At 62.7% G+C, this 22496-nt stretch carries 22 protein-coding genes; 11 read left to right on the forward strand and 11 right to left on the reverse strand.

What is annotated here, in order from left to right:
* The first annotated feature begins 94 nt into the window (after positions 1 to 94).
* The 5 genes from VA602_RS17345 to VA602_RS17365 are packed head-to-tail and all read left to right on the forward strand — an operon-like array spanning position 95 to position 5650.
* Positions 95 to 1741, forward strand: a complete 1647-nt coding sequence (locus VA602_RS17345) for an acyl-CoA synthetase (protein ID WP_323453803.1) — start codon at positions 95 to 97, stop codon at positions 1739 to 1741.
* Positions 1742 to 1753: 12 nt separating this feature from the next.
* Positions 1754 to 2521 carry an SDR family NAD(P)-dependent oxidoreductase gene (locus VA602_RS17350; protein WP_323453804.1) on the forward strand — a complete coding sequence of 256 codons (768 nt, stop codon included), beginning with the start codon at positions 1754 to 1756 and terminating at the stop codon, positions 2519 to 2521.
* A gap of 12 nt (positions 2522 to 2533) precedes the next feature.
* Positions 2534 to 3727 carry an acetyl-CoA C-acyltransferase gene (locus VA602_RS17355; protein ID WP_323453805.1) on the forward strand — a complete coding sequence of 398 codons (1194 nt, stop codon included), beginning with the start codon at positions 2534 to 2536 and terminating at the stop codon, positions 3725 to 3727.
* Between the two features lie 8 nt (positions 3728 to 3735).
* On the forward strand, positions 3736 to 4863 hold the full coding sequence (locus VA602_RS17360; RefSeq protein ID WP_063545552.1) for an acyl-CoA dehydrogenase: 1128 nt from the start codon (positions 3736 to 3738) through the stop codon (positions 4861 to 4863).
* Positions 4864 to 4876: 13 nt separating this feature from the next.
* Positions 4877 to 5650 (forward strand): enoyl-CoA hydratase, encoded by a 774-nt coding sequence (locus tag VA602_RS17365; RefSeq protein WP_197893401.1) that lies wholly within the window; start codon positions 4877 to 4879, stop codon positions 5648 to 5650.
* A gap of 36 nt (positions 5651 to 5686) precedes the next feature.
* Here the strand turns inward: VA602_RS17365 and VA602_RS17370 are convergent, their stop codons facing one another.
* Positions 5687 to 10213, reverse strand: a complete 4527-nt coding sequence (locus VA602_RS17370; RefSeq protein WP_323453806.1) for a hypothetical protein — start codon at positions 10211 to 10213, stop codon at positions 5687 to 5689.
* Between the two features lie 373 nt (positions 10214 to 10586).
* Between VA602_RS17370 and VA602_RS17375 the strand changes: the two genes are divergently transcribed.
* Both VA602_RS17375 and VA602_RS17380 read left to right on the forward strand, forming a co-directional pair.
* Complete coding sequence (locus VA602_RS17375; RefSeq protein ID WP_323453807.1) at positions 10587 to 10991, forward strand: TraR/DksA family transcriptional regulator; 405 nt, start codon at positions 10587 to 10589, stop codon at positions 10989 to 10991.
* Between the two features lie 186 nt (positions 10992 to 11177).
* Positions 11178 to 11363 (forward strand): hypothetical protein, encoded by a 186-nt coding sequence (locus VA602_RS17380; RefSeq protein WP_153774797.1) that lies wholly within the window; start codon positions 11178 to 11180, stop codon positions 11361 to 11363.
* A gap of 5 nt (positions 11364 to 11368) precedes the next feature.
* On the opposite strand, the gene VA602_RS17385 is transcribed toward VA602_RS17380, so the two are convergent.
* Complete coding sequence (locus tag VA602_RS17385; RefSeq protein WP_063545549.1) at positions 11369 to 11566, reverse strand: hypothetical protein; 198 nt, start codon at positions 11564 to 11566, stop codon at positions 11369 to 11371.
* A gap of 315 nt (positions 11567 to 11881) precedes the next feature.
* Between VA602_RS17385 and VA602_RS17390 the strand changes: the two genes are divergently transcribed.
* Positions 11882 to 12352, forward strand: a complete 471-nt coding sequence (locus tag VA602_RS17390; protein WP_153774798.1) for a hypothetical protein — start codon at positions 11882 to 11884, stop codon at positions 12350 to 12352.
* Positions 12349 to 12561, forward strand: coding sequence for a hypothetical protein (locus tag VA602_RS17395; RefSeq protein WP_153774799.1), 213 nt, complete (start codon positions 12349 to 12351; stop codon positions 12559 to 12561). Before VA602_RS17390 ends, VA602_RS17395 begins: the two co-directional genes overlap by 4 nt.
* 30 nt (positions 12562 to 12591) lie before the next feature.
* Here VA602_RS17395 and VA602_RS17400 read toward each other — a convergent pair whose 3' ends face one another.
* The 7 genes from VA602_RS17400 to VA602_RS17430 form a co-directional block, all read right to left on the reverse strand.
* On the reverse strand, positions 12592 to 12957 hold the full coding sequence (locus VA602_RS17400; protein WP_063545547.1) for a Na+/H+ antiporter subunit G: 366 nt from the start codon (positions 12955 to 12957) through the stop codon (positions 12592 to 12594).
* Entirely contained in the window at positions 12954 to 13232 is a 279-nt protein-coding gene (locus VA602_RS17405) for a K+/H+ antiporter subunit F (protein WP_054894322.1), read from the reverse strand. The genes VA602_RS17400 and VA602_RS17405 overlap by 4 nt, the downstream gene beginning before the upstream one ends.
* Positions 13229 to 13717 carry a Na+/H+ antiporter subunit E gene (locus tag VA602_RS17410; protein ID WP_054894321.1) on the reverse strand — a complete coding sequence of 163 codons (489 nt, stop codon included), beginning with the start codon at positions 13715 to 13717 and terminating at the stop codon, positions 13229 to 13231. The genes VA602_RS17405 and VA602_RS17410 overlap by 4 nt, the downstream gene beginning before the upstream one ends.
* Positions 13714 to 15390 (reverse strand): monovalent cation/H+ antiporter subunit D, encoded by a 1677-nt coding sequence (locus VA602_RS17415; protein WP_153774800.1) that lies wholly within the window; start codon positions 15388 to 15390, stop codon positions 13714 to 13716. The genes VA602_RS17410 and VA602_RS17415 overlap by 4 nt, the downstream gene beginning before the upstream one ends.
* Positions 15387 to 15731, reverse strand: coding sequence for a Na+/H+ antiporter subunit C (locus VA602_RS17420; RefSeq protein ID WP_054894319.1), 345 nt, complete (start codon positions 15729 to 15731; stop codon positions 15387 to 15389). The genes VA602_RS17415 and VA602_RS17420 overlap by 4 nt, the downstream gene beginning before the upstream one ends.
* Positions 15731 to 18643: a monovalent cation/H+ antiporter subunit A gene (locus tag VA602_RS17425; RefSeq protein WP_112898728.1), complete on the reverse strand. Its 2913-nt coding sequence runs from the start codon at positions 18641 to 18643 to the stop codon at positions 15731 to 15733. Before VA602_RS17425 ends, VA602_RS17420 begins: the two co-directional genes overlap by 1 nt.
* 150 nt (positions 18644 to 18793) lie before the next feature.
* On the reverse strand, positions 18794 to 19744 hold the full coding sequence (locus VA602_RS17430; protein WP_323453808.1) for a DMT family transporter: 951 nt from the start codon (positions 19742 to 19744) through the stop codon (positions 18794 to 18796).
* 83 nt (positions 19745 to 19827) lie between these two features.
* Here VA602_RS17430 and VA602_RS17435 point away from each other — a divergent pair, with 83 nt between their 5' ends.
* On the forward strand, positions 19828 to 20391 hold the full coding sequence (locus tag VA602_RS17435) for a helix-turn-helix domain-containing protein (RefSeq protein ID WP_054894316.1): 564 nt from the start codon (positions 19828 to 19830) through the stop codon (positions 20389 to 20391).
* Positions 20392 to 20401: 10 nt separating this feature from the next.
* On the opposite strand, the gene VA602_RS17440 is transcribed toward VA602_RS17435, so the two are convergent.
* Positions 20402 to 20950, reverse strand: a complete 549-nt coding sequence (locus VA602_RS17440) for a cysteine hydrolase family protein (RefSeq protein ID WP_153774808.1) — start codon at positions 20948 to 20950, stop codon at positions 20402 to 20404.
* Between the two features lie 85 nt (positions 20951 to 21035).
* On the opposite strand from VA602_RS17440, the gene VA602_RS17445 reads away from it, so the two are divergent.
* Positions 21036 to 22019: a GlxA family transcriptional regulator gene (locus VA602_RS17445; RefSeq protein ID WP_323453809.1), complete on the forward strand. Its 984-nt coding sequence runs from the start codon at positions 21036 to 21038 to the stop codon at positions 22017 to 22019.
* Here the strand turns inward: VA602_RS17445 and soxR are convergent.
* Positions 21989 to 22480 carry a redox-sensitive transcriptional activator SoxR gene (gene soxR, locus VA602_RS17450; RefSeq protein ID WP_323453810.1) on the reverse strand — a complete coding sequence of 164 codons (492 nt, stop codon included), beginning with the start codon at positions 22478 to 22480 and terminating at the stop codon, positions 21989 to 21991. The genes VA602_RS17445 and soxR overlap by 31 nt on opposite strands.
* Between the last annotated feature and the right edge of the window lie 16 nt (positions 22481 to 22496).

Below are 22496 nucleotides of genomic sequence, written 5' to 3' on the forward strand. Positions count from 1 at the left end.
ATGAGCGCTTTTGCCATTGTCCGCAAGCGCTGGCAGCGCGACTATCGTCGGACCTAGGGTTCAACTCCAACAACAAGAAACCAGGAGTCCGACGATGCGTGATTACGCCGAGGCCGCGCGAGCATTCGAATATGACCAGGTTGCCGCAGGCGCCTTGCATGGCAACCTGCGGGCACTCAACGCCTGTGTCGAGTGCTGTGACCGACATGTCGGCCGCAACCTGCCTGCGCTGATCTGTGAAGACCAGGAAGGTAACGGCGCGCGCTACAGTTTCGAGCAACTGCAGGCCATGGCGGCACGCATGGGCAATGTCCTGAAGGATCAGGGCGTGGGGCCTGGGGACCGGGTCGCCGGCCTGATGCCACGTACCGTCGAACTGCTGGTGACGATTCTCGCCACCTGGCGACTGGGGGCGGTATACCAGCCGTTGTTCACCGCGTTCGGTCCCAAGGCCATCGAGCACCGTCTGGAGCAGTCCCAGGCCCGGGTGGTGGTCACTGATCGCAACAACCGCGCCAAGCTGGACGATGTCAGCGGCTGCCCGACGATCATCACGGTCGGTGCTGCGGCGCACGAGCTGGATTTCCAGCAGGCGTTGGAGGCGGCAAGCGATCACTGCGAGCCGGTAATGCGCAGCGGCGACGACCCCTTTCTGTTGATGTTCACTTCCGGCACCACAGGTCCGGCCAAACCGCTCGAGGTTCCACTGCGCGCGATCGTCGCCTTCCAGGGCTACATGCGCGATGCCATCGACCTACGCCCCGACGATACCTTCTGGAACCTCGCGGATCCGGGTTGGGCCTATGGCCTGTATTACGCGGTCACCGGCCCCCTGGCGCTGGGACACGCCACCACGTTCTACGATGGTCCGTTCAGCGTCGAGAGCTGTGCACGGATCATCGACAAGCTGGGCATCAGCAACCTGGCCGGCTCGCCCACCGCCTATCGCTTGCTGATCGCAGCCGGTGAGGCGTTCTCGGCACCGATCAAGGGGCGTCTGCGGGTGGTCAGCAGCGCCGGTGAGCCGCTCAATCCCGAAGTGATCCGCTGGTTCGCCGACGCCTTGAACGTGACCATCCACGACCACTATGGCCAGACCGAGCTGGGCATGGTGCTGTGCAACCACCATGGCCTGGCGCACCCGGTAAACCTGGGGTCGGCGGGCTTCGCCATCCCCGGGCATCGCATCGTGGTGCTGGACGAAGCTGGCAACGAGCTGCCTGCCGGTCAGCCGGGGATACTGGCAGTCGACCGCGAGCAGTCGCCGCTGTGCTGGTTCGGCGGGTACCACGGCGTCCCCACCAAGGCGTTCCTCGGCAAATACTACCTTTCCGGCGACACCGTCGAGCTCAATGCCGACGGCAGCATCAGCTTCGTCGGGCGCAGCGACGATGTGATCACCACCTCCGGCTACCGCGTCGGTCCGTTCGATGTGGAGAGTGCGCTGATCGAACACCCGGCGGTGATCGAGGCGGCGGTGGTGGGCAAGCCTGACCCCCAGCGTACCGAGCTGATCAAGGCTTTCGTGGTGCTGGCCGCAGGCCATAGCGCCAGCCCTGAACTGGAAGAGGCTCTGCGCCAACATGTGCGCCAGCGCCTGTACGCCCACGCTTACCCGCGTGAAATCGAATTCGTCGGCGAGCTGCCCAAGACCCCGAGCGGCAAGCTGCAACGCTTCATCCTGCGCAATCAGGAAATCGCCAAGCAACGCGCTGCGCAGGCCACCCCTGCTGGCGCCTGAAGGAAGACCTCCATGAACGTTCAACGCAAAAGTTTCATCGTCACCGGCGCCGCCTCCGGGCTGGGCGCCGCTACCGCGCAAATGCTGGTCGAGGCCGGCGCCCGTGTGATGCTGGTCGACCTCAACGCCGAGGCGGTCGAAGCCAAGGCGCGGGAGCTGGGTGACAACGCCCGCTTCGCAGTGGCCGACATCAGCAGCGAGCTGGCGGCCCAGGCAGCGGTCGAGGCGGCCGTCAGCGCCTTCGGTGGCCTGCACGGGTTGGTCAATTGCGCGGGGATCGTCGGCGCCGAGAAGGTCCTGGGCAAACAGGGGCCGCATGGCCTGGCAAGCTTTGCCAAGGTGATCAATGTCAACCTGATTGGCAGCTTCAACATGCTGCGCCTGGCCGCAGCGGCCATGGCCGAAGGGCCTGCGGACGAGGGCGGTGAGCGGGGTGTGATCATCAATACCGCCTCCATCGCTGCCTATGACGGGCAGATCGGCCAGGCGGCCTATGCCGCCTCCAAGGGTGCGATTGCCAGCCTGACACTTCCGACCGCCCGTGAACTGGCGCGCTTCGGTATCCGCGTGATGACCATCGCCCCCGGCATTTTCGAGACGCCGATGATGGCCGGGATGACCCAGGAAGTGCGTGATTCGCTCGCCGCCGGGGTGCCATTCCCACCACGTCTCGGCCGCCCGCAGGAATATGCGGCGCTGGCCCGCCACATCATCGAGAACAGCATGCTCAACGGCGAGGTGATCCGCCTCGACGGTGCACTGCGCATGGCTGCCAAGTAAGGAGAAGAGCTCATGAGCCTCGTCAATGATCCGATCGTCATCGTCAGTGCCGTGCGCACGCCCATGGGTGGCCTGCAGGGCGACCTGAAAAGCCTCACTGCACCGCAGCTGGGCAGCGCAGCGATCCGCGCCGCAGTCGAGCGTGCAGGCATCGATGCCGCCAGCGTCGAGCAGGTGTTGTTCGGTTGCGTATTGCCCGCCGGGCTTGGCCAGGCGCCGGCGCGCCAGGCTGCCCTAGGGGCGGGCCTGGGCAAGCACACCACCTGCACCACCCTGAACAAGATGTGCGGTTCCGGCATGCAGGCGGCGATCATGGCCCATGACCTGTTGCTGGCCGGCAGTGCCGATGTGGTGGTGGCGGGTGGCATGGAGAGCATGACCAACGCCCCGTATCTGCTGGACAAGGCTCGCGGCGGCTATCGCATGGGGCATGGCAGGATCATCGACCACATGTTCATGGATGGCCTCGAGGATGCCTACGACAAAGGTCGCTTGATGGGCACCTTCGCTGAAGATTGCGCCCAGGCCGGGGCCTTCAGTCGCGAGGCCCAGGATAACTTCGCCATTGCGTCGCTAACCCGTGCTCAGGACGCGATCAAGAATGGCCGCTTCAGCGCCGAGATCGTGCCGGTGGAGGTCACCGAGGGCAAGGAGAAACGGCTTATCAAGGACGACGAACAGCCGCCCAAGGCGCGGTTGGACAAGATCCCCCAGCTCAAGCCGGCATTCCGCGAGGGCGGCACGGTGACGGCCGCCAACTCCAGCTCTATCTCCGACGGCGCCGCGGCCCTGGTACTCATGCGCCGCAGTGAAGCCGACAAGCGTGGTCTCAAGCCGCTGGCGGTGATCCACGGTCACGCAGCCTTCGCCGATACGCCTGCGCTGTTCCCGACCGCACCGATCGGCGCCATCGACAAGCTGATCAAACGTACTGGCTGGGATCTTGCCCAGGTGGACCTGTTCGAGATCAACGAAGCCTTTGCCGTCGTCACCCTGGCCGCCATGAAGCACCTGGACCTGCCCCATGACAAGGTCAACATTCATGGCGGCGCCTGTGCCCTGGGCCACCCGATTGGCGCCTCCGGTGCGCGCATCCTGGTGACGCTGCTTTCGGCGCTGCGCCAGAACAACCTGCGCCGCGGTATCGCGGCCATCTGCATCGGCGGCGGCGAAGCCACGGCGATCGCGGTCGAATGCCTGTACTGAGGTGAACCATGCTGGTAACTGACGAGCAACAACAGATCGCCGATGCGGTAAAGGACTTTGCCCAGGAGCGCCTCAAGCCGTTCGCCGAACAGTGGGACAAGGAGCATCGCTTCCCGCGTGAAGCCATCGACGAGATGGCCGGGCTTGGCCTGTTCGGGATGCTGGTGCCGGAGCAGTATGGTGGCAGCGATACCGGTTATGTCGCCTACGCCATGGCCCTGGAAGAAATCGCCGCCGGCGACGGCGCCTGTTCGACCATCATGAGCGTGCATAACTCGGTGGGCTGCGTGCCGATCCTGAAGTTCGGAACCGAGCAGCAGAAACAGCGTTACTTGGTGCCGCTGGCCAGCGGTGCGATGATCGGCGCCTTCGCCCTCACCGAGCCCCAGGCGGGCTCCGACGCCAGCAGCCTGAAAACGCGTGCGCGTCTGGATGGCGATCACTATGTGCTAAACGGCAGCAAGCAGTTCATCACTTCCGGTCAGAACGCCGGCGTGGTGATCGTCTTTGCGGTCACCGATCCTGAAGCGGGCAAGCGTGGGATCAGTGCGTTCATCGTGCCCACCGACTCGCCGGGCTATCAGGTGGTGCGGGTTGAAGAAAAGCTTGGGCAGCACGCCTCCGACACCTGCCAGATCGTTTTCGATGACGTGCGGGTGCCGGTGGACAATCGCCTGGGCGAAGAGGGGCAGGGCTACAAGATCGCTCTGGCCAACCTCGAGGGCGGACGTATCGGCATCGCTTCGCAGGCCGTCGGCATGGCCCGTGCGGCGTTCGAGGTCGCGCGCGACTACGCCAAGGAGCGCCAGAGCTTCGGCAAGGCGCTGGTCGAGCACCAGGCCGTGGCTTTCCGTCTGGCCGACATGGCCACACGCATCGCCGTGGCCAGGCAGATGGTGCTGCATGCCGCCGCCCTGCGCGATGCCGGGCGCCCGGCGCTGGTGGAAGCGTCGATGGCCAAGCTTTTCGCCTCGGAAATGGCCGAAAAGGTCTGTTCGGATGCCTTGCAGACGCTCGGCGGATATGGCTATCTGAAGGACTTCCCGCTGGAGCGCATCTATCGCGATGTGCGGGTTTGCCAGATCTACGAAGGCACCAGTGACATTCAGCGCATGGTCATTGCGCGCAATCTTTGAAGGAGCAGCTTGCATGGCATTCGAAACAATCCTGCTGGACATCCACGGCAAGGTCGGCCTGATCACCCTCAACCGTCCCCAGGCGCTCAATGCCCTGAACGCGCAGATCGTGGCCGAGATCAATCAGGCCCTGGACCAGCTCGAGCGTGATCCGAACATCGGTTGCGTGGTCCTGACTGGCTCTGCCAAGGCCTTCGCCGCAGGTGCCGACATCAAGGAGATGGCCGAGCTCAAGTATCCGCAGATCTACGTTGACGACCTGTTCAGCGACGCCGACCGCATCGCCAATCGGCGCAAACCGATCATCGCCGCGGTGTCGGGGTTCGCCCTGGGCGGCGGCTGTGAACTGGCGATGATGTGCGACTTCATTCTCGCCGCTGACAACGCCAGGTTCGGCCAGCCGGAAATCAACCTCGGCGTGCTGCCGGGTATGGGCGGCACCCAGCGCCTGACCCGTGCCGTGGGCAAGGCCAAGGCCATGGAACTGTGCCTGACTGGCCGCCTGATGGGCGCAGAGGAGGCCGAGCGGGCAGGGCTGGTGGCGCGCGTGGTGCCCCAGGCCGAGCTGCTGGAAGAAGCGCTGAAGGTGGCGGCGACCATCGCCAGCAAATCGATTCCGGTGAGCATGATGGTCAAGGAAAGCGTCAATCGTGCTTTCGAGGTGAGCCTGAGCGAGGGTGTGCGTTTCGAACGTCGCGTGTTCCACGCGGCGTTTTCCACGGAAGATCAGAAGGAAGGCATGGCAGCGTTCATCGCCAAGCGCGAGGCGCAGTTCAAGGACTGTTGAGGTTGAGGGGCAGCGCCAGGGCGCTGCCCCGCTGTTTCAGTCAGTGAAGAAGTACTGTTTTGCGTCGGCCAATGAGATCGGGCTGCGGTACACCTCTTCTTGATTCGGCGAGTGCGGGTTGGTGACCATCTTGCCCTGGGCAAAGCGTTGACTGGCCAGTTTCAGATGGCCGGCAACGAAATCCTCCCTGGTGGCGGTGCTTGAGCGATAGTGGAAGTGGGCATACCAGATCGCCTGCCCGTCGTGCTGCACGACATATTCGTCCAGGAAATCAGCAGGCCTGCCCTTGACCTTGGTCAAGGCTTTGCGCGTGCCGACAGGCTTGATCGTTATGTTGGTCTGCTCGATCAGAAATTGCAGCTCACCCATGCGCGGTTTTTGCTTGAGTGCCGCTTTGGTGCGCAGCCTGATGCTTTCGGTCGTGAGCTGTGCCGTCAGGTCCTCGATCTCCTTGATGACGATCGCCGCGTCGCCGCCTGCACTCGCCTCATCGGTGGCATTGTCCGCAGTGAGGCGGCGTTCTATGGACTCGCGGGCACTGTCGAGACGCCCGCGATGGTCCTTGAGAATTTCCTCTATCTCCACCGGCAGGTAGTCGTTCGAGTACGACTTGCTCAGGCGCGCCAGCTCCTTGCGCGCCGCAGTCATGCACGACCTGCCGTTCTTGAGCAGGCGCTTGAGCTTGGGCGGTTGTGCGGCAACAGGCGCCTCAGGTACAGCGGCTTCGAGCTCGACCCAGCGATCGTCCTTGAGTGTGTAGCTGCGAGTGGGTGTTTCACTGGCGGGGGTGGGGATGTCGACGATGCTCGGTTCGCCTTCACGTACCGTGCCCAGCAGGATGCCATGCTCCTGTGTCTCTATCAGCCCGGGCAGTTGTGCGCGCAGTTGCTGGACTGTGCTGACCGGGATGAACTCAGGCAGCTCGTCGGCCTCCCTGGCGACATCGTCGGCGAACGCGTCGAAATCCTGCTCCATGCGCTTGAATTCATCACGGCTGCGCTCGGGATCCATATGTCTGATCAGATTGTTCAGCTGTCGCCGAGCTGTTCTGAGCTGGCCAGTGATACTGCTCAGGACCCTGGCAGACACTTCCTCTCCCGGGCTCTTCAATCTGGCCAGTTGCAGGTGCTGCGTGATGCTCATCTGCAGGTTGTTCCAGGCGCGCTGAATCCAGAAGGAGCTTTCCTCATCCAGTTGCTGGAGCATGGTCATGCGGTTGATGCAGGCCTCGATGCGCATCCAGCGCAGTACCAGGTTCGAGGAGGGCTTGATGCCACCCTTGTCCACCACCTCGATGTAGCCGCTAATCTCGGTCTGGTGCTCGCTACGCAGCTTTTCGAGTTGTGCCCTTTGCTCAGTGAGCAGGGGGCCGTGCTCCACCATCTGGTCCAGTAGCAGCAGTATCTTCTCGATGCATTCAGCGAGGGTGGTGGCCTCTGCAGGGGTTATCTCATGACCACTGTTCTGCCGATCGTACATTTCGAGCATCTGAGCGCGCAGTGGGTCATGCAAGCGATTCAGAGCACGAAAGACTTCCTGTTCGCAGCGCACTTGCTGACATAGGGCAAAGGCACGGCGCACCTTGTACTTCTCCAGTACCGCGCGCTCGTTGCGTTGCCTTAGGTGCTCGAGGTGCTGTGCCCAGAACGTCGAGCACTCCTTGGCGGTGCTCAGGTATTTATGCAGCGAGGCTTCATCTTCCTTGCCCTCGGCGTCCTTCAGTGCATCGATCAGCATCTGCTGGCGGCTTTGAGACTGTGCTCGTTCCTCGATGATTGTTGCATTCAGCGTTGTCAGGGCCTTTGCGTTCTCGGCCTTGAGTTGTGCGATTCGCTTGCCCAGGGGCATGCCGCCCTTGAGATGCAGGCGCAGATCCAGCTCCCAGCGGCCACTCTCTTCATGGCGAAGCCAGGGCCCCGGCTTGTCCGGGTTGGCGGCGTCGATGATACGCTGACGTTGTGCTATCGGATCCAGCTGCACCTCGTAAACACCGCTGTCCAGTGAGACCCAGGTGCGTGCGTCATGCAGGAAAAGGCCCTGCAACGCACCGTGAGATATCGGAGGCCCCAGTTCAGCGACCTTATAGGGCGCACGCAGCGCCAGCAGCGATTGACGCTGGGCGCTGTCAAGCTTGAACAAGGGATTGCTCCAGGAAAAATCGAACAGTGGATCGGGGGCGCTGCTCACCAGTGTCGGCAACTGATCGACGGTTGGGGTGGCCAGCGGGTCGACGGTGGGGGCTTCCAGCGGTCGTTGCAGGTCGATCCTGCGACGGGCGTGGGCGAACAGCAGCGTGGCGAGGTTGAGTAGCAGCTCTACCAGGGTGGCAGCGCGATCACTGGTGTTCTGTGGCCGGTCGCTGGTTGCCTGGAGAAAAGAGCTCTCCATCTGAATGATCCAGCCCGCGGTGGCCACGGACTCGGGGGCGAAAGGCAGTACCGTATTGAGTAACAGCCAACCCAGTGTCTGCCAGCGTGCCCAGCGTGTCTGTTCGCTGCTTTGTGCATGGCTGCTGAATTGGGTAATGGTTTCCTCCACGCAGGCCTTGTACAGCGCTGATGCGGGGTCTAGGCAGGGCGGTTCGATCGACAGCGATGCCGGGGCGGGTTTGCCGAACGGCACTGCCCAGTCGTCCTCTCCTGGATGGAACAGGTGCGGTTCGCGAAAACCACCGTAGGCGTATACCTTGCGCGCCTGCTCCGGGAGCCGTTGCAGGATGTCATCCTGCAGGTCGCCAGGTGTGGCAAGCGCCTCGAACAGTGCTATACGGTCCTGGAAGTAAGATAGGGGCGTGGCCAGCAGTGGGCGATAGAGCAGGCATGGGCCGTCATTGCCGGCACTCTTCTCGATCAGCCAGGTATTGCTCACATGATCAGGGCTGGCATCGAGGCTAGACTGCAACGCGAATGGCCGAAGGTACCACTCGACCGACTGGGGCTGCGGGTTGGTAAACAGTTGGCCAATCTCTTTGGAGAGGTCAGGGCCCGACGTCAGGCCCCGCAGGTTCAGGTCCATGACCAGCAGCGGCAACTGGCTGCGCAACTGCTTGCGCAACAATGCTGTGCGACGCTGTGCTGCTTGCGGGTCGTCGAGCAGCTTGGCGCGCAGCATTTGCGGATAGTGCTTGGCGATGTCTGCCTGGGTGATCAGTGCGCGCAGGTAGGTTTCGTCGAACCATGGCGGCACGCCACTGCCATCGACAGATTCGACCACCACCTTGCCAGGCTGCAGCAGCCCTAGGTTGGCAATGGCCAACTGCGCGAGATCGAATCGTTCGACATGAATACTGCCACTGGTCTCCAGCGCACCTGCCCCGGGTATTGCGACGGCTGTGACCTGATGGTTCGCGGCACGCAGTTGCTTGAGGTCAAGGTCGAAATCGGGATGATCCTTGAGTATCCACTCGTAGAGCTTGGCATAGGCAAATGTCTGTGCGTCGAGGATTCCGTCCAGCCAGCCCTTCTTGCCGGCGCCCTCGTAGGTCTGGGCGATATCCGTGAGTACCAGGGCATAGCGCTGCAGTTGCCCTGGTTGCGCATTGCGCAACCACTCCGGCAACTCGGCGGCCAGGCGATCATGGGCCGCAGTGTCGTCGATGCCACACAGGCTCAACATCGAGGTGGTGCGGTCGAGCGCGAGCGCCAGTTCGTCGGGTCTCTGGAGTTGATCGGGTATCGAGCTGACAATGAGTGAGCCATGCAACTGTTGCTGCAACAGACCGCTGGCCTGATTGTCGAATGGCCGCCCGGGGATTCTGATCAGGCGCATCACTGTCTTTGCAGGCGGCAATGAGGCGGGCAGTCGTCGCCTGCCCCTGGCCAGCATCGCGTTACGGCTTTGATACTGCAGTAACCGACCACTGGTGGTGAACAGCAAGGTTACGGCCTCCTTACCCTCAGAGGCCGGGCTTTCGATCAACAAGGCACTGGCAAGGTCCGGGTCGAGTTGCCAATTAATCAGCATGTCCAGGCGCACGTTGTGCAGAACGAGACCCGGGTTATCCGAGGTGTTGTCCAGCAGTTGTTGGGCAACCGCCAGCGTTCTGTCATCCATGGATTGCTCTTTGCGATGGCCGTCCAGCGCGGTTTTGTAGCGCTCGCGCAGGTACTGGCTGCACCATTGCCACGGCGACTTGCCGTGATGCTTGTCTGCATCCGTCCAATAGTCGGTCAGCGCCTGACAATATTCCTTGAGCAGAAACGGCGCGGTTTCGTCGATCAGGGTCTCGATCGGGTGGAGTGAGGATTCCAGGGTCTTGTCGGCGAGGCTTGGCTGGGTTTGGATCAGTATGTCTTGCAATGGTGTGAGGTTGAGGGTCGTCTTGAAGATGTAGCGCTGTATCAGCAAGCTGACCAGCGAGCGCTGGTGAGGCTCCGTACCGGGCTTGCCTGTGCTGCGAATGAATAGGGTCGCCGGATCGAGTGAGGGATCCAGCATGCGGGCCAACCATTGCTGCTTGAGCATGCGACTGGCCACATCTTTAAGCGAGGGGCGCGTCTGGAAGTGTTTGGCAATCTCGCAGTCCAGATCACCGACCTGTGGGCGGGGGGTAGAAAGGCTCATGATTGAGGTTCCTTTACGAAGGGGAACCCCCAGATGATCATCGTCGACAGGTGGCGTAGAGGTAGCCTGTCACTACCCCGAGCCAGAGCGTTCGGTATTGTAGCTGCAGGCTGACAGCAGGGCGGCTGTTGTTGCATATTAATGGGGCTGCGCCGCTCTCCGTGATGGTGTTCATCCCCGAGTATGGTCCCGGGGCAATCCGTCCGATTCGGCAGATTCCTCTGTCATTTCTGTTGCCCCACGGGGCCGGGCACCTTAGACTGCCGCCCCCTGTAAAAGAGTGCCGATTGGCGCTTGAAGAATTCCGCTGCCTGCGAGCCATCGCCGGCGGCACCCGAATCGCCCAAATGCACATTTTTTCATAGAGAAATCGATGACCAAGGAACAGTTGCTGGCCATGTCGGCCGATGACTACATGAATGCCGATCAGCTCAGGTTCTTCACCGCGCTGCTGCAAGCGATGAAAGTCGAGACCCATGAGCGCATCGAGCTGAGCCGCACCACCATCGAAAGCCTGGACACGCCCTCTGACCCGGCCGATGTGGCTTCGGTCGAGGAAGAGCGTCACTGGCTGGTCAATGCCATCGAGCGCGACCAGCGCCTGTTGCCGCAGCTGGAGATGGCCCTGGACCGTATCGCTGACGAGAGCTTTGGCTGGTGCGACGACAGCGGCGAGCCGATCGGTCTGCAGCGCTTGCTGATCAGCCCGACCACCAAATACTGCATCGAAGCCCAGGAGCGTCACGAGCAGCTCGACCGCCATCAGCGGCAGATCTGACCGGACACACTCGGCGCAAGGCCCTGCGGAGCAATCCGTGGGGCCTTTCGCGTTTCCGCAGGAGCAGAAAGCATTTCGATTTGTTGCGATTGATGCAATACAGCTCTACGGGCAAGCGCTTTTTCCCGGCCTTGGCGGGTCGTATTCTAACCATGTAGTTAGCTTGCTAATTAAGTGGAGAGGGTCATGCAATCCCGGGTGAATGTGGCAGTGATGATAGGCTCTGGTGTACCTGCGATGCTGCAGGCACAGGGACAGCGGGCATGCTGGGTAGTGTTGGTCGATGGCGAGCGTCGCGGTACGGCCTTCGCCAGCCGGGCTGAAGCGCTGGAGTGTCAGGCTGCCTGGCTGCAGCAACTGGCGAAGGGATAGGCGGCTTAGATATCCAGGCTTAGCGCCAGCTCGCAGGCTGCCAGGTGGCTGCGGCGAAAGCCCATGACTCGGCCAGTGGCACGCTCGGTGATGTGGAAGAACGCGACGCCGGCGGGAATGACCACGAAACGTGCGATGTTGCGCACAGGTCGGATGTAAGAAATGTTCGAGACCTCTCGACGGATTTCGGTGTTTTCGTGCATATTCTTTCCCCTGTAAATGCATGGATGAATACCGGACCCATTCTGCCGAGGGGCCTGGCTTTATCTATTGCATCTTTTCTGGCGGCATTGTTGTCAGACAATATTGTTCCCCCTGTGGGATCTATGCTGAGCGTTCTCTTGGGGTTTTGGCTGGCGTGCGAGGGTGAAAGATCCTGCCTGCCGTATCGACGAGCCCCGCAGACGTTTCACGCATCATGTCACTAACCTTTCAGACTTCGCTTTGAAATGGCCGCCGCGTCACGCTTTCACGACTTCGTGTGGCGGCGGGAAACAACCGGTTCGAGGATCACTTCATTGGCAGTCAGTACTCTGGATACCCACGCCCTGTTCGCTTTGGGCGACTTGCGGGCCAAGTTGGTCAAGCTCTTTCAGGGCCGTTTCATCTACGTCACCGAGCAGAACCCCGATGGCCTGTACATGGCCGAGATCGATACCGACAACGCGATGGTCGTCGATGACAAGCAACGTCTGGAACTGAAGGTCGGGGATCACTTCCGGGCCGCGGTCCTGCCCAGTCGCGAGGGTGGCAAGCTCGAGCTGCGCTTTCGCGACATAAAGTTCAACATATATGGCGTGGGTGACTATGCGTTCGTCTCGGTACCCGAGGGCGATGGCATTGTTTTCCGTGACGGGCAGGGCGTGATGCTCGTGTTCGCTGCCCAGTCCCAGGTGGCGGAAGGCCTGGGCAAACTGCTCAAGGCGGTGACCGGCAAGGTCGCCAAATGGCGCAAGGGCGAGCTGACCACCTTCAAGGCCAGTGAATGAGTGGCGACGATGAGCTGCCTGCGGGGCGCGCCGAGTTTCACCAGCGCCACAAGGCGCAAGCAATCCTGGACGCCGAGCGCCTGATTGCCCATCGATCACAGTTGAGGGATGGTTGGCTGGCCTGGGTGGCGGGGGAGCTCTATCGGCTCGGCCCGCCTCCTTATGTGGCCATGGTTCGGCGCGAGCTGCAGCGCCTTACCCAGCACTGACAGCGTTTTCCAGGCGGCTTCAGCGGGCGCTCAGTTGCCCCGATCGCCACCGCTGCTGACCTCATCCGGCACCTGTTCTCCCGACATGCGTTTGCGGAACAAGGCGGCCCGCGCGAGCAGAAGCGTCGTGACCGGTACGGTAATCGACAGCAGGATCGGTATCAGCCAGGCATGCAGCACCGGCCCCTGCTTGAGACCGGAAAAGTACAGGATCGAGGCGAGGCTGACGCACCACGCGCCAATAGTCGAGGCCAGTGCAGGCGGATGCATGCGCTGGAAGTAGTCCTTCAGGCGCACCAGGCCGATTGCACCGATCAAGGCGAACAGGCTGCCTATCAGCAGCAGCGCGGCCGTGGCCAGCTCCAGCCAGAACGGAAGTTCGACGGTCTGCATCATTCGATCACCTCCCCACGCAGCAGGAACTTGGCCAGGGCAAAGGAGCCGACGAAGCCGAACAGGGCGATCAGCATCGCGCCTTCGAAGTAGGTATCACTGGCATAGCGGATGCCTAGCACCAGCATCATCAGCATGGCCAGGATGTACAAGTAGTCCAGCGCCAGGACCCGGTCCTGCGCCGAAGGGCCGCGGAACACCCTGACCAGCGCCAGGGCCATGGCGATGATGAAGATGAACAGGCTGGCGAGAATGGCGTTGGCGAGCAGGCCAGTCATTCGAAGATCTCCATCAGCGGGCGTTCGTAGGTGTGCTTGAAGTGTTCGATGAAGGTGGCTTCGTCGTCCAGGTCGAACACATGCAGCAGCAGGATGCTGCGATCCAGGGCCAGCTCCGACCAGACCGTGCCGGGTACCACCGTGGTGATCATCGACAGGGCGGCCAGGCCATGGGCGTCGCGCAGTGACAGGGGGATGTGCACGAAGGCAGAGCGCGGTGGATGGCCGCCGGCTCGTAGCACGCCCCGGGCAACTTGCAGGTTCGAAAGAATAACATCCAGCCCCACACGGCCGATCAAGCGAGCAATCACCAGCGGGCGGCGGATATGGGCATGCTGCGGGCGCAACGGCGCCATGAGCACGGGTGCGAGGATGCCGAGGGCGGCGCCAAGCAGCAGATTGCCTGGGCTGACGGAAAGGTTCAGCACCAGCCACAGCACGAACAGCGCCAGCGACAGCAGCGGGGCGGGGAACAGCCGGTTCATGGTTGCACCTGCGTCATGGTGGTCGGCCCAGGCACGGGGCGGGTTGACAGGACCGCCTGGATATAGGCGTCGGGTGCCTGCAGGCCGGCGGCGGTGTCCTGGGTGTAGCGCAGCAGCGGTTCGGCCTGGATGCTGAGGACGATACACAGCCCCAGCAGTACCACGATCGGTATGCATTCATAGCGACGCAGCAACGGCGAGGGCCGCTCCTCAGGCTTCCAGAAGCGCTGGATGCCCACTCGGCCAAAGGCGATCAGCGATGCCATGCCCGATAGCAGCAACAGGGCTACCAGGCACCAGCCGGCGGCTGACAGAGGCTGCTCGGCCGCCATGCCCAGACCTTGCGGATTGAACAGGGCGCTGATCAGGTTGAGCTTGCCGATGAAGCCGGACAGCGGCGGCATGCCAATGATCAGCAGGGCGCAGGCGATGAAGCTCAAGCCGAGGAATGCCATGGTCCAGGGGATGATCTGACCGATCACTGCCTTCTGTTCGTCGTCGAGGTTGATGCCCTTGGGTGGATGCAGGGATTCGAGCGGCGGCGGGATGGCGTCCTCTTCGTCGTCCAGGGGTACTTCGTTGGCCGAGCGCGAACGCTCGATAAGTTCTGCCAGCAGGAACAAGGCGCACAAGGCCAGGGTGGAGCTGGTGAGGTAGAACAGTGCCGCGCCGGTGAGAGCCGCCTGACCGAAGCCGACCGACGCCAGCAAGGTGCCAGCCGAGACCAAAATGCTCAGCGCGGCGAGACGCTCCAGGCGCTGGGCGGCGAGAATCGAGACGGCAGCCACCGCGAGGGTGACGAGGCCGCCATACACCAGCCATTCCCCACCGAAATTCGCCGAAGCGCCTGCCTGGCCCGAGAACAAAAGTGTCCACAGCCGCAGCACTGCATACAGACCGACCTTTGTCATGATGGCGAACAGTGCTGCGACCGGTGCGCTGGCCGAGGAGTAGGCCGGCACCAGCCAGAAGTTCAGCGGCCAGACCCCGGCCTTGACCAGGAACGCCATGGCCAGGATCGCCGCTCCGGCGTGCAGCAAGCCACGATCGGCTTCTGCGACCAACGGGATCTTCAGCGCCAGGTCGGCCATGTTCAGTGTGCCCGTCACGCCATAGAGCATGGCGGCGCCAACCAGGAACAGCGAAGAGGCGAACAGGTTGATGGCGATGTAGTGCAGCCCGGCCCTGACCCGCGCGCGTCCCGAGCCGTGCAGCAGCAGGCCATAGGACGCCGCCAGCAGCACTTCGAAGAACACGAACAGGTTGAAGAGATCGGCGGTCAGGAACGCACCGTAAAGGCCCATCAGCTGAATCTGGAACAGCGCGTGGAAGCTGGCGCCGGCGCCGTCCCAGCGGGCGCGGGCGAACAGCAGGGCGCTGACGCCGATTACACCGGTCAGGGTAAGCAGCAGGGCGGACAGGTGATCGAGTACCAGCACGATACCGAACGGCGCCGGCCAGTTGCCTGGCAGGTAGACACCGATGGACTCGGCCTGACCCTGGCCGCGTACCCACATCAACAGCGTCACGGCGACACCCAAGCCGATCAGGCTCGACAGCAGGTTCAGGCGGGCCTTGAACTGGCGGTGCTTTTCACCGATCAGCAGCATGATCGCAGCGGTTACCAGCGGTAGCAGGATCGGGGCGACAATCAGTTGATTCATCCAGCTCATTCCTCACGCTCCCGGCCATCGACATGGTCGGTGCCGGTCAGGCCGCGCGAGGCCAGCAGGACCACCAGGAACAGGGCGGTCATGGCAAAGCTGATGACGATGGCGGTCAACACCAGCGCCTGTGGTAGTGGGTCGGTGTAGTTCAGCAGGTCCTGTGGGACGCCCTCCTTGATGATCGGCTCCTTGCCGATGAACAGGCTGCCCATGCTGAAGATGAACAAATTGACGCCGTAGGAGAGCAGGCACAGGCCCATGATGACCTGGTAGGTCCGTGGGCGCAGTACCAGCCAGACTCCGGAGGCGGCCAGTACGCCGATGGCGACTGCGATGACTTCTTCCATCAGGCGGCTCCTGTCTGGCTGGATTTCGGATGGCCCGGGCGATAGGCGCGCACCGATTGGTGTGCCAGGGCGGTCAGGATCAAGAGCGTGGAGCCGACAACCACGGTGTACACGCCGATATCGAAGAACAAGGCGCTGGCGACATGGATGTCACCGAGCAACGGCAGATGCAGGTGCGCAGTGTGGGTGGTGAGGAACGGATAACCCAGCAACATGGCGCCTATGCCGGTAAGCGTGGCGCACAGCAGGCCGGTGCCCATCCAGCGCAGCGGTCGCAGGCTCATCTGGGCCTCGACCCACTGGGTGCCTGCGACCATGTACTGGAGGATGAATGCCACCGACATCACCAGCCCGGCGACGAAGCCGCCGCCTGGTTGGTTGTGGCCGCGCATGAACAGGTACATCGAGACCAGCAGGGCGATCGGCAGCAGCAGGCGTACCAATACTGCTGGCACCATCATGAAGCCCAGCGCGGTATCGGTGACATGCCGTGGATTGACCAGGTCGGTGATTACGTCCGGCGCCAGCTGGCGCTGTTGCGTCGGCAGCTGCATGCTCTCTTTCGGTGGGCGGAAGCGGCGCAGCAGGGCGAAGACCGTCAGCGCCACGGCGACCAGTACAGTGATTTCACCCAATGTATCGAAGCCGCGGAAGTCCACCAGCATCACGTTGACCACGTTGGTACCGCCACCCTCGGGGAGTGCACGGCTCAGGTAGAACGATGAGATGTCGTTGGGTGTCGGACGGGTCAACATGGCGTACGACAGCAGTGCCATACCGCCGCCGACCAGCACTGCCAGCAGCAGGTCGCGCAGGCGTCGCAAGCGTGCACGCTCCTGGCTGCCGGGCAGGGGAGAGACGCCTTCGATTCGGCGCGGCAGCCAGCGCAGGCCCAGCAGGATCAACACTGTGGTGACGACTTCGACCACCAGTTGCGTGAGTGCAAGGTCAGGGGCAGAGAACCAGACGAAGGTGATGCACGTCATCAGGCCGCAGACGCTGACCATGATCAGCGCAGCCAGGCGGTGGTATTTGGCCTGCCAGGCTGCGCCGATGGCACAGGCAATTGCAATCAGCCACATGGCGACGAATACGCCGGACCCCGGAATCTTGGGGCGGTCCCCCCAGCTGATGCCGCTGTACAGCATGGGGGTGAGGCCGGCGAGGAAGGCGGCGACCACCAGCATGAACAGCTGGGTCTGCAGGCGGCGGCTGGTCAACAGTCCTTCGAGGTGCCGGGCCAGCAGCATCAGACGTACCAGTCCGTGCTCGAACAGCCGCTTGCCATTGAAGCGTTCGATCAGTGGCGGGTAGGGGAAACGGCCCAGGCGCAACTGTTTGCGCAGCAACAGGTAGAGCACCACGCCGCCGCACATGGCGATCAGGCTCATGATCAGGGGGGCGTTCCAGCCATGCCAGATGGCCAGGCTGTATTCCGGCAGGGTGCCGCCCACCACCGGCAACGCTGCGGCGGCGAGCAGCGGGCCCACCGACTGGGCAGGGAAGATGCCGACTACCAGGCAGGTCAGGACCAGCAGTTCGACCGGCGCGCGCATCCAGCGCGGGGGTTCGTGGGGGGTATGCGGAAGGTCCTGGGCGGTCGGGCCGAAGAACACGTCGACCGTGAAACGCAGGGCGTAGGCAACGCTGAACGTGCCTGCAAGGGTGGCGATCACCGGCAAGGCGGCCTCGACCCAGGCGCTGGAGCTGATGAATACGGTTTCGGCGAAGAACATTTCCTTGGAGAGGAAGCCATTCATCAGAGGTACGCCGGCCATGGACGCACTGGCGACCATGGCCAGGGTGGCGGTATAGGGTACCAGGCGTATCAGGCCGCTGAGACGGCGAATGTCGCGGGTGCCGCTTTCATGGTCGATGATGCCGGCGGCCATGAACAGCGAGGCCTTGAAGGTGGCGTGGTTGAGGATGTGGAACACTGCCGCGACAGCGGCCAGCGGGCTGTTCAGGCCCAGCAGCAGGGTGATCAGGCCCAGGTGGCTGATGGTCGAATAGGCCAGCAGCCCCTTGAGGTCATTCTGGAACATCGCCGCGAAGGCACCCAGCAGGAGGGTACAGGCGCCTGCCCCGCCGACGATCCAGAACCACTCCTCGGTGCCCGACAGCGTTGGCCATAGGCGTGCCAGCAGGAACACCCCGGCCTTGACCATGGTCGCCGAATGCAGATAGGCCGAGACCGGTGTGGGTGCAGCCATGGCATGCGGTAGCCAGAACTGGAAGGGGAACTGCGCGCTCTTGCTAAGGGCGCCAATCAGGATCAGCGGCAGCAATACGGGATAGAGCGCGTGCTGGCGGACGGTTTCGCCAGCGGCCAGGACCTTGTCCAGGTCATAGCTGCCGACCACATGGCCCAGCAGCAAAGCGCCGACCAGCAGGCACAAACCCCCTGCACCCGTGACCATCAGCGCCATGTAAGCGCCGCGGCGGGCATCGCTGCGGTGATGCCAGTAGCCGATGAGGAGGAAAGAAAACAGGCTGGTCAGCTCCCAGAAGAACACCAGCTGAATCAGGTTGCCGGAAATCACCAACCCGAGCATTGCGCCCATGAATGCCAGGAAGAAGGCAAAGAATCGTGGCACGGGGTCTTGGGGTGACATGTAGTAGCGCGCATACAGCGACACCAGTGTGCCGATGCCCAGCACCAGCAACGAGAACAGCCAGGCGAAGCCATCCATGCGCAGCACGAGGTTGAGCCCGAGGCTGGGCAGCCAGAGGAATTCTTCGCGGATCACGCCGCCATGGGCGATCTGCGGGTACAGCAGCGCTACCTGGACAGTGCCGACCAAGGCCACGAGCCCGGCGAGAATGGACTCGGCGTTACGCGCATTGTGCGGCAGCACGGCTGCCAGGCAACTGCCGATGAAGGGCAGAAGCAATAGCACTATCAAAGACATAGCGTTCTAATCTACGGAGGTTTGCCATGGATCATACGTGCCACGCTGGTGATCACCAACACGCAAGCTGTGGCAGAATCCTACAAAAGCGCTGTGACAAGCTGTTTTTTTATAACAGTTTTTTTCAGAGCATAGCCGCTGATCAGGAGTTCAACGCCCTGTCTCGCTTTCGCTTGGCGTCAGGCCTCGCGGCTCTGGAAGGGGATCGCGATCGCGGCGAATCTTCAGTTCGCTGACGACCACGGCGATCACGATCAGCAGGCCACCAATAAGCGCCACGCCTGGCAAGCGGTCCCCTGCGATACGACCAACGATGCCGGCCCAGACCGGTTCGCCGGCATAGATCAGCGTGGCACGGGTTGGCGAGACAGATTTCTGCGCCCAGTTCATCGCCACCTGGATTACCGCGCTCATGGCGCCCAGGCCAAGGGCGCTGGCCAACAGCAGCCAGGAGAAATCCGGGATGCGCTCCTGGGTCGGAACGATCATCAGGAACGATAGCGCCGAGGCAGTTGCCAGTTGCACCACGGTGACCCGCCGCACATCGACCTTTCCGGCATAACGGCTGATCAGGATGATCTCGCCGGCGATGGCCACGGCGCTGACCAAGGTCACGATTTCGCCTTCGCTGAAATTCAGCGCACCACCCTCAGGTCCGGCCAGCAGCATCAGGCCGACAAAGGCCAGGCAGATACCGATGCTTGGCATCAGGCCGGGCCGGCGCCCCAGCACCAACCATTGCAGCAGCGGCACGAAGGGTACGTAGAGGGCCGTGATGAAGGCCGACTGGCTGCTGCTGATGGTTTGCAGGCCCATGGTCTGCAAGCCGTAGCCGAGCATGATCGATACACCGATCAGCACGCCGGCTTTGAGTTCGGTGAACGTTAGGCCCGACAGCGCTCGCGCCGATACCAGCCCGACGAACAGTGCTGCTGCCGCGAATCGCAGGCCGACGAAGAACATCGGTCCGCTCACGCTCATGACGTTGTGCACGATCAGGAAGGTGCCGCCCCAGAGCATGGTGATGAACACCAGCACCCATTCGGCTTTGCTCAGGCGAAAGGATACGGACGGCCGCGGGCTGCTGGTGGCGTGGGTCATGGTCTTGCGCACTCGGAAGGGGCGGCGCACAATCGCCGCAAAGTGGGCAGTATACTGCGCAACCCCTACCAGTGAGCAATATAGTGCACAAAGATTCCTCGCACCGCGCTTCGGTGCTGCAGCACGTCAGTCAGAACATCCGCCGCCTGCGTAACGACAGGGGCCTGAGCCAGACCGCCTTGGCCGAAAGCTCTGGTGTCAGCCGGCGCATGCTGGTTGCCATCGAGGCAGGCGAGAAGAACGTCAGCCTCACCACCCTCGACCTGATCGCCGAAGCGCTGGGTGTGGCGTTCAGTACGCTGATCCAGGCGCCCGAGCAACGCGATCCTGCACGCATCAATGAGCTGGCCTGGGCCGGTGAGCAGCCGGACAGCCGCGCGGTACTGCTGGGTAGTAGCCCCGCGCGGCGCGAGGTCGAGCTCTGGGAGTGGACCCTGGCACCGGGCGAGCACTATGCCAGTGAGGCTGATGCCGAGGGTTGGAGCGAGCAGATCTATGTGACCGAGGGCTGTCTGACGCTGCTGATCGAAAGCGGTGAACTGCGCCTGCGCGCTGGGGAGTTCCACATCTTCCCCAGCGACTGCCGCTACGCGTACCGCAACGACGGCGACCAGCCCACGCGATTCGTGCGCAATGTGGTGATCTGATCCACCCAGCCTACTTGGCCAGCAACGTATCGGTACTCTCGACGGCGGCAAAGGCGAAAGCTAGCGCCGCCATGGCCGAGTCGTGCACGTGCGATGCAGGCACTGTCTGTCCATTGAACTCCAGAGCCAGCGTGGCGCAGGCGTCGTGCGCCACCGAGACCTGGTAGCCGAAGTCTGCGGCAGCGCGGGTTGCCGAATCGATGCACATGTGGCTCATGGCGCCGACGATGGTCAGGTTTTTTACCTCATGCTTGTCGAGGAGCGACTTGAGCTCGGTGTCGCGAAACGCGTTGACTTGATGCTTGAGCACCACCGGCTCGCTGCTGATCGGCAGTACCTTGGCGTGGATCTCGGCGCCTGGCGAGCCAGGGGCAAAAAACGGCGCATCGGCTGATTCGAACTCATGGCGCACATGCACGACCAGGTCGCCACGCTCGCGGGCAGCGGCGAGCAGGCGGGCGGCGTTGTCGGCTGCCGCATCGGCGCCGTCGAGGGTCCATTTGCCACCGGGGAAGTAATCGTTCTGGATATCGATGAGAATCAGGGCCTGCTTGCTCATGTTGCGCGCCTCCTTGGGCGTGGTCGTGGTGTGGCGATAGTTATAGGCTTGAACGACCGACATGGGGATCGGCGCGATCGACACAATGAGGGCAAAAACTGACATGGATACAGGCTTGGAAATCGGTGTGCTGGTCTATCCCGATGCGCAGCGTGCCGCTGTGCATGGGCTGACCGACCTGTTCACGGTCGCCAATCAGGTCGCCTGTGAACTCGGTGATGGGAAGCTGCTGCCGATCCGTATCAGCCACTGGCAACTCGATCAGACCGGTGAACTCTGCGAGGTGTACGACAGCCTGCCGGGCGTGCGCCATGATCTCAAGGTGCTGGTGGTGCCGCCCAGCCTTGGCCCGGCACCTGCACCTGCGCTGCTTGAGCGACACCGCGCGCACTTGTGCCAATGGCATGCACGCGGCACTGTGCTCGCTTCGGTGTGCATCGGCGTATTCTTCATTGCTGCCAGTGGCCTGCTGGACGGGCGTTCGGCGAGTACCCACTGGAATTACGCCCAGACCTTGGCCGAGCGCTACCCGCAAGTGCGCGCCGATGCCAGCGTAGCGTTACTGGACGATGGCGACATCATGACGTCAGCCGGGCTGATGGCCTGGACCGAGCTCGGGCTGCGTCTGCTTGAGCGTTTCCTGGGTGCCACCCTGGCGCGCGAGACTGCACGCTACCTGGCGGTCGATCCGGTGCCGACCCCGCTGCCCGGTGCGTTGTTCGCACCGAGGCTGGATCACGGCGATGAAGCCGTGCTGAAGGTGCAGCACTGGCTGCAGGGGAGTGGTGCGCGGGAGGCTAATCTGGCAAGCATGGCTGGATGTGCCGGGCTCGAAGAGCGTACGTTTCTGCGGCGTTTTCGCGCGGCGACCGGATTGCGTCCTACCCAATACTGCCAGCAGGTCCGGGTAGGACGTGCCTGCCGCCTGCTGGAGTTCACCCGGCGCAGCGTCGACCAGATTGCCTGGGGCGTGGGCTATCAGGACCCCAGTGCCTTTCGTAAGGTGTTCCAGCGCGTCACCGGCCTGACACCCAGTGACTACCGGCGACGTTTCGCCGTGGTTGCCTGAGCGTCTGGGCCTAGCGGGTGCGGCCCAGGGCCTTCGTCGGCGAGGCGATCGCGATGGTTACGCAGCGGACATTCCTTCAATGACATGCAGCCGCAGCCAATGCAGCCATCCAGCTGGTCGCGCAGCATCATCAATTCTTCGATGCGCTGGGTCAGGTCTTCTCGCCATCGTGCGGAAAAACGCTGCCAGTCTTCAGCGGTCGGCGTGTGCCCTTTGGGCAGTGTATCGAGCGCTTCGGCGACTTGCGCCAGCGGTACTCCCAGGCGCTGCGCCATCTTGATCACTGCCACCCGGCGTAGCATGGCTCGCTCGAAGCGGCGCTGGTTGCCGTTGTTGCGGGTGCTGTGGATCAGTCCCTTGCTTTCATAGAAGTGCAGCGCGGTCACCGCGACGCCGCTGCGCGCGGCCATCTGGCCTACGCTGAGCAGGCGTTCCGGCGCCGTCACGTCCTTGCTGGGCATGTCGAAATATTCCTTG

Origin of the sequence: Pseudomonas machongensis (assembly GCF_034961125.1) — a bacterium.
Lineage (GTDB): Bacteria > Pseudomonadota > Gammaproteobacteria > Pseudomonadales > Pseudomonadaceae > Aquipseudomonas > Aquipseudomonas machongensis.

Excerpts from the sequence above, each read along its gene's own strand:
- VA602_RS17345 (WP_323453803.1), top strand. The coding sequence starts at position 95 with ATGCGTGATTACGCCGAGGCCGCGCGAGCATTCGAATATGACCAGGTT.
- VA602_RS17350 (WP_323453804.1), top strand. The coding sequence starts at position 1,754 with ATGAACGTTCAACGCAAAAGTTTCATCGTCACCGGCGCCGCCTCCGGG.
- VA602_RS17355 (WP_323453805.1), top strand. The coding sequence starts at position 2,534 with ATGAGCCTCGTCAATGATCCGATCGTCATCGTCAGTGCCGTGCGCACG.
- VA602_RS17360 (WP_063545552.1), top strand. The coding sequence starts at position 3,736 with ATGCTGGTAACTGACGAGCAACAACAGATCGCCGATGCGGTAAAGGAC.
- VA602_RS17365 (WP_197893401.1), top strand. The coding sequence starts at position 4,877 with ATGGCATTCGAAACAATCCTGCTGGACATCCACGGCAAGGTCGGCCTG.
- VA602_RS17370 (WP_323453806.1), bottom strand. The coding sequence starts at position 10,213 with ATGAGCCTTTCTACCCCCCGCCCACAGGTCGGTGATCTGGACTGCGAG.
- VA602_RS17375 (WP_323453807.1), top strand. The coding sequence starts at position 10,587 with ATGACCAAGGAACAGTTGCTGGCCATGTCGGCCGATGACTACATGAAT.
- VA602_RS17380 (WP_153774797.1), top strand. The coding sequence starts at position 11,178 with ATGCAATCCCGGGTGAATGTGGCAGTGATGATAGGCTCTGGTGTACCT.
- VA602_RS17385 (WP_063545549.1), bottom strand. The coding sequence starts at position 11,566 with ATGCACGAAAACACCGAAATCCGTCGAGAGGTCTCGAACATTTCTTAC.
- VA602_RS17395 (WP_153774799.1), top strand. The coding sequence starts at position 12,349 with ATGAGTGGCGACGATGAGCTGCCTGCGGGGCGCGCCGAGTTTCACCAG.
- VA602_RS17400 (WP_063545547.1), bottom strand. The coding sequence starts at position 12,957 with ATGATGCAGACCGTCGAACTTCCGTTCTGGCTGGAGCTGGCCACGGCC.
- VA602_RS17405 (WP_054894322.1), bottom strand. The coding sequence starts at position 13,232 with ATGACTGGCCTGCTCGCCAACGCCATTCTCGCCAGCCTGTTCATCTTC.
- VA602_RS17410 (WP_054894321.1), bottom strand. The coding sequence starts at position 13,717 with ATGAACCGGCTGTTCCCCGCCCCGCTGCTGTCGCTGGCGCTGTTCGTG.
- VA602_RS17415 (WP_153774800.1), bottom strand. The coding sequence starts at position 15,390 with ATGAGCTGGATGAATCAACTGATTGTCGCCCCGATCCTGCTACCGCTG.
- VA602_RS17420 (WP_054894319.1), bottom strand. The coding sequence starts at position 15,731 with ATGGAAGAAGTCATCGCAGTCGCCATCGGCGTACTGGCCGCCTCCGGA.
- VA602_RS17425 (WP_112898728.1), bottom strand. The coding sequence starts at position 18,643 with ATGTCTTTGATAGTGCTATTGCTTCTGCCCTTCATCGGCAGTTGCCTG.
- VA602_RS17430 (WP_323453808.1), bottom strand. The coding sequence starts at position 19,744 with ATGACCCACGCCACCAGCAGCCCGCGGCCGTCCGTATCCTTTCGCCTG.
- VA602_RS17440 (WP_153774808.1), bottom strand. The coding sequence starts at position 20,950 with ATGAGCAAGCAGGCCCTGATTCTCATCGATATCCAGAACGATTACTTC.
- VA602_RS17445 (WP_323453809.1), top strand. The coding sequence starts at position 21,036 with ATGAGGGCAAAAACTGACATGGATACAGGCTTGGAAATCGGTGTGCTG.
- soxR (WP_323453810.1), bottom strand. The coding sequence starts at position 22,480 with ATGCCCAGCAAGGACGTGACGGCGCCGGAACGCCTGCTCAGCGTAGGC.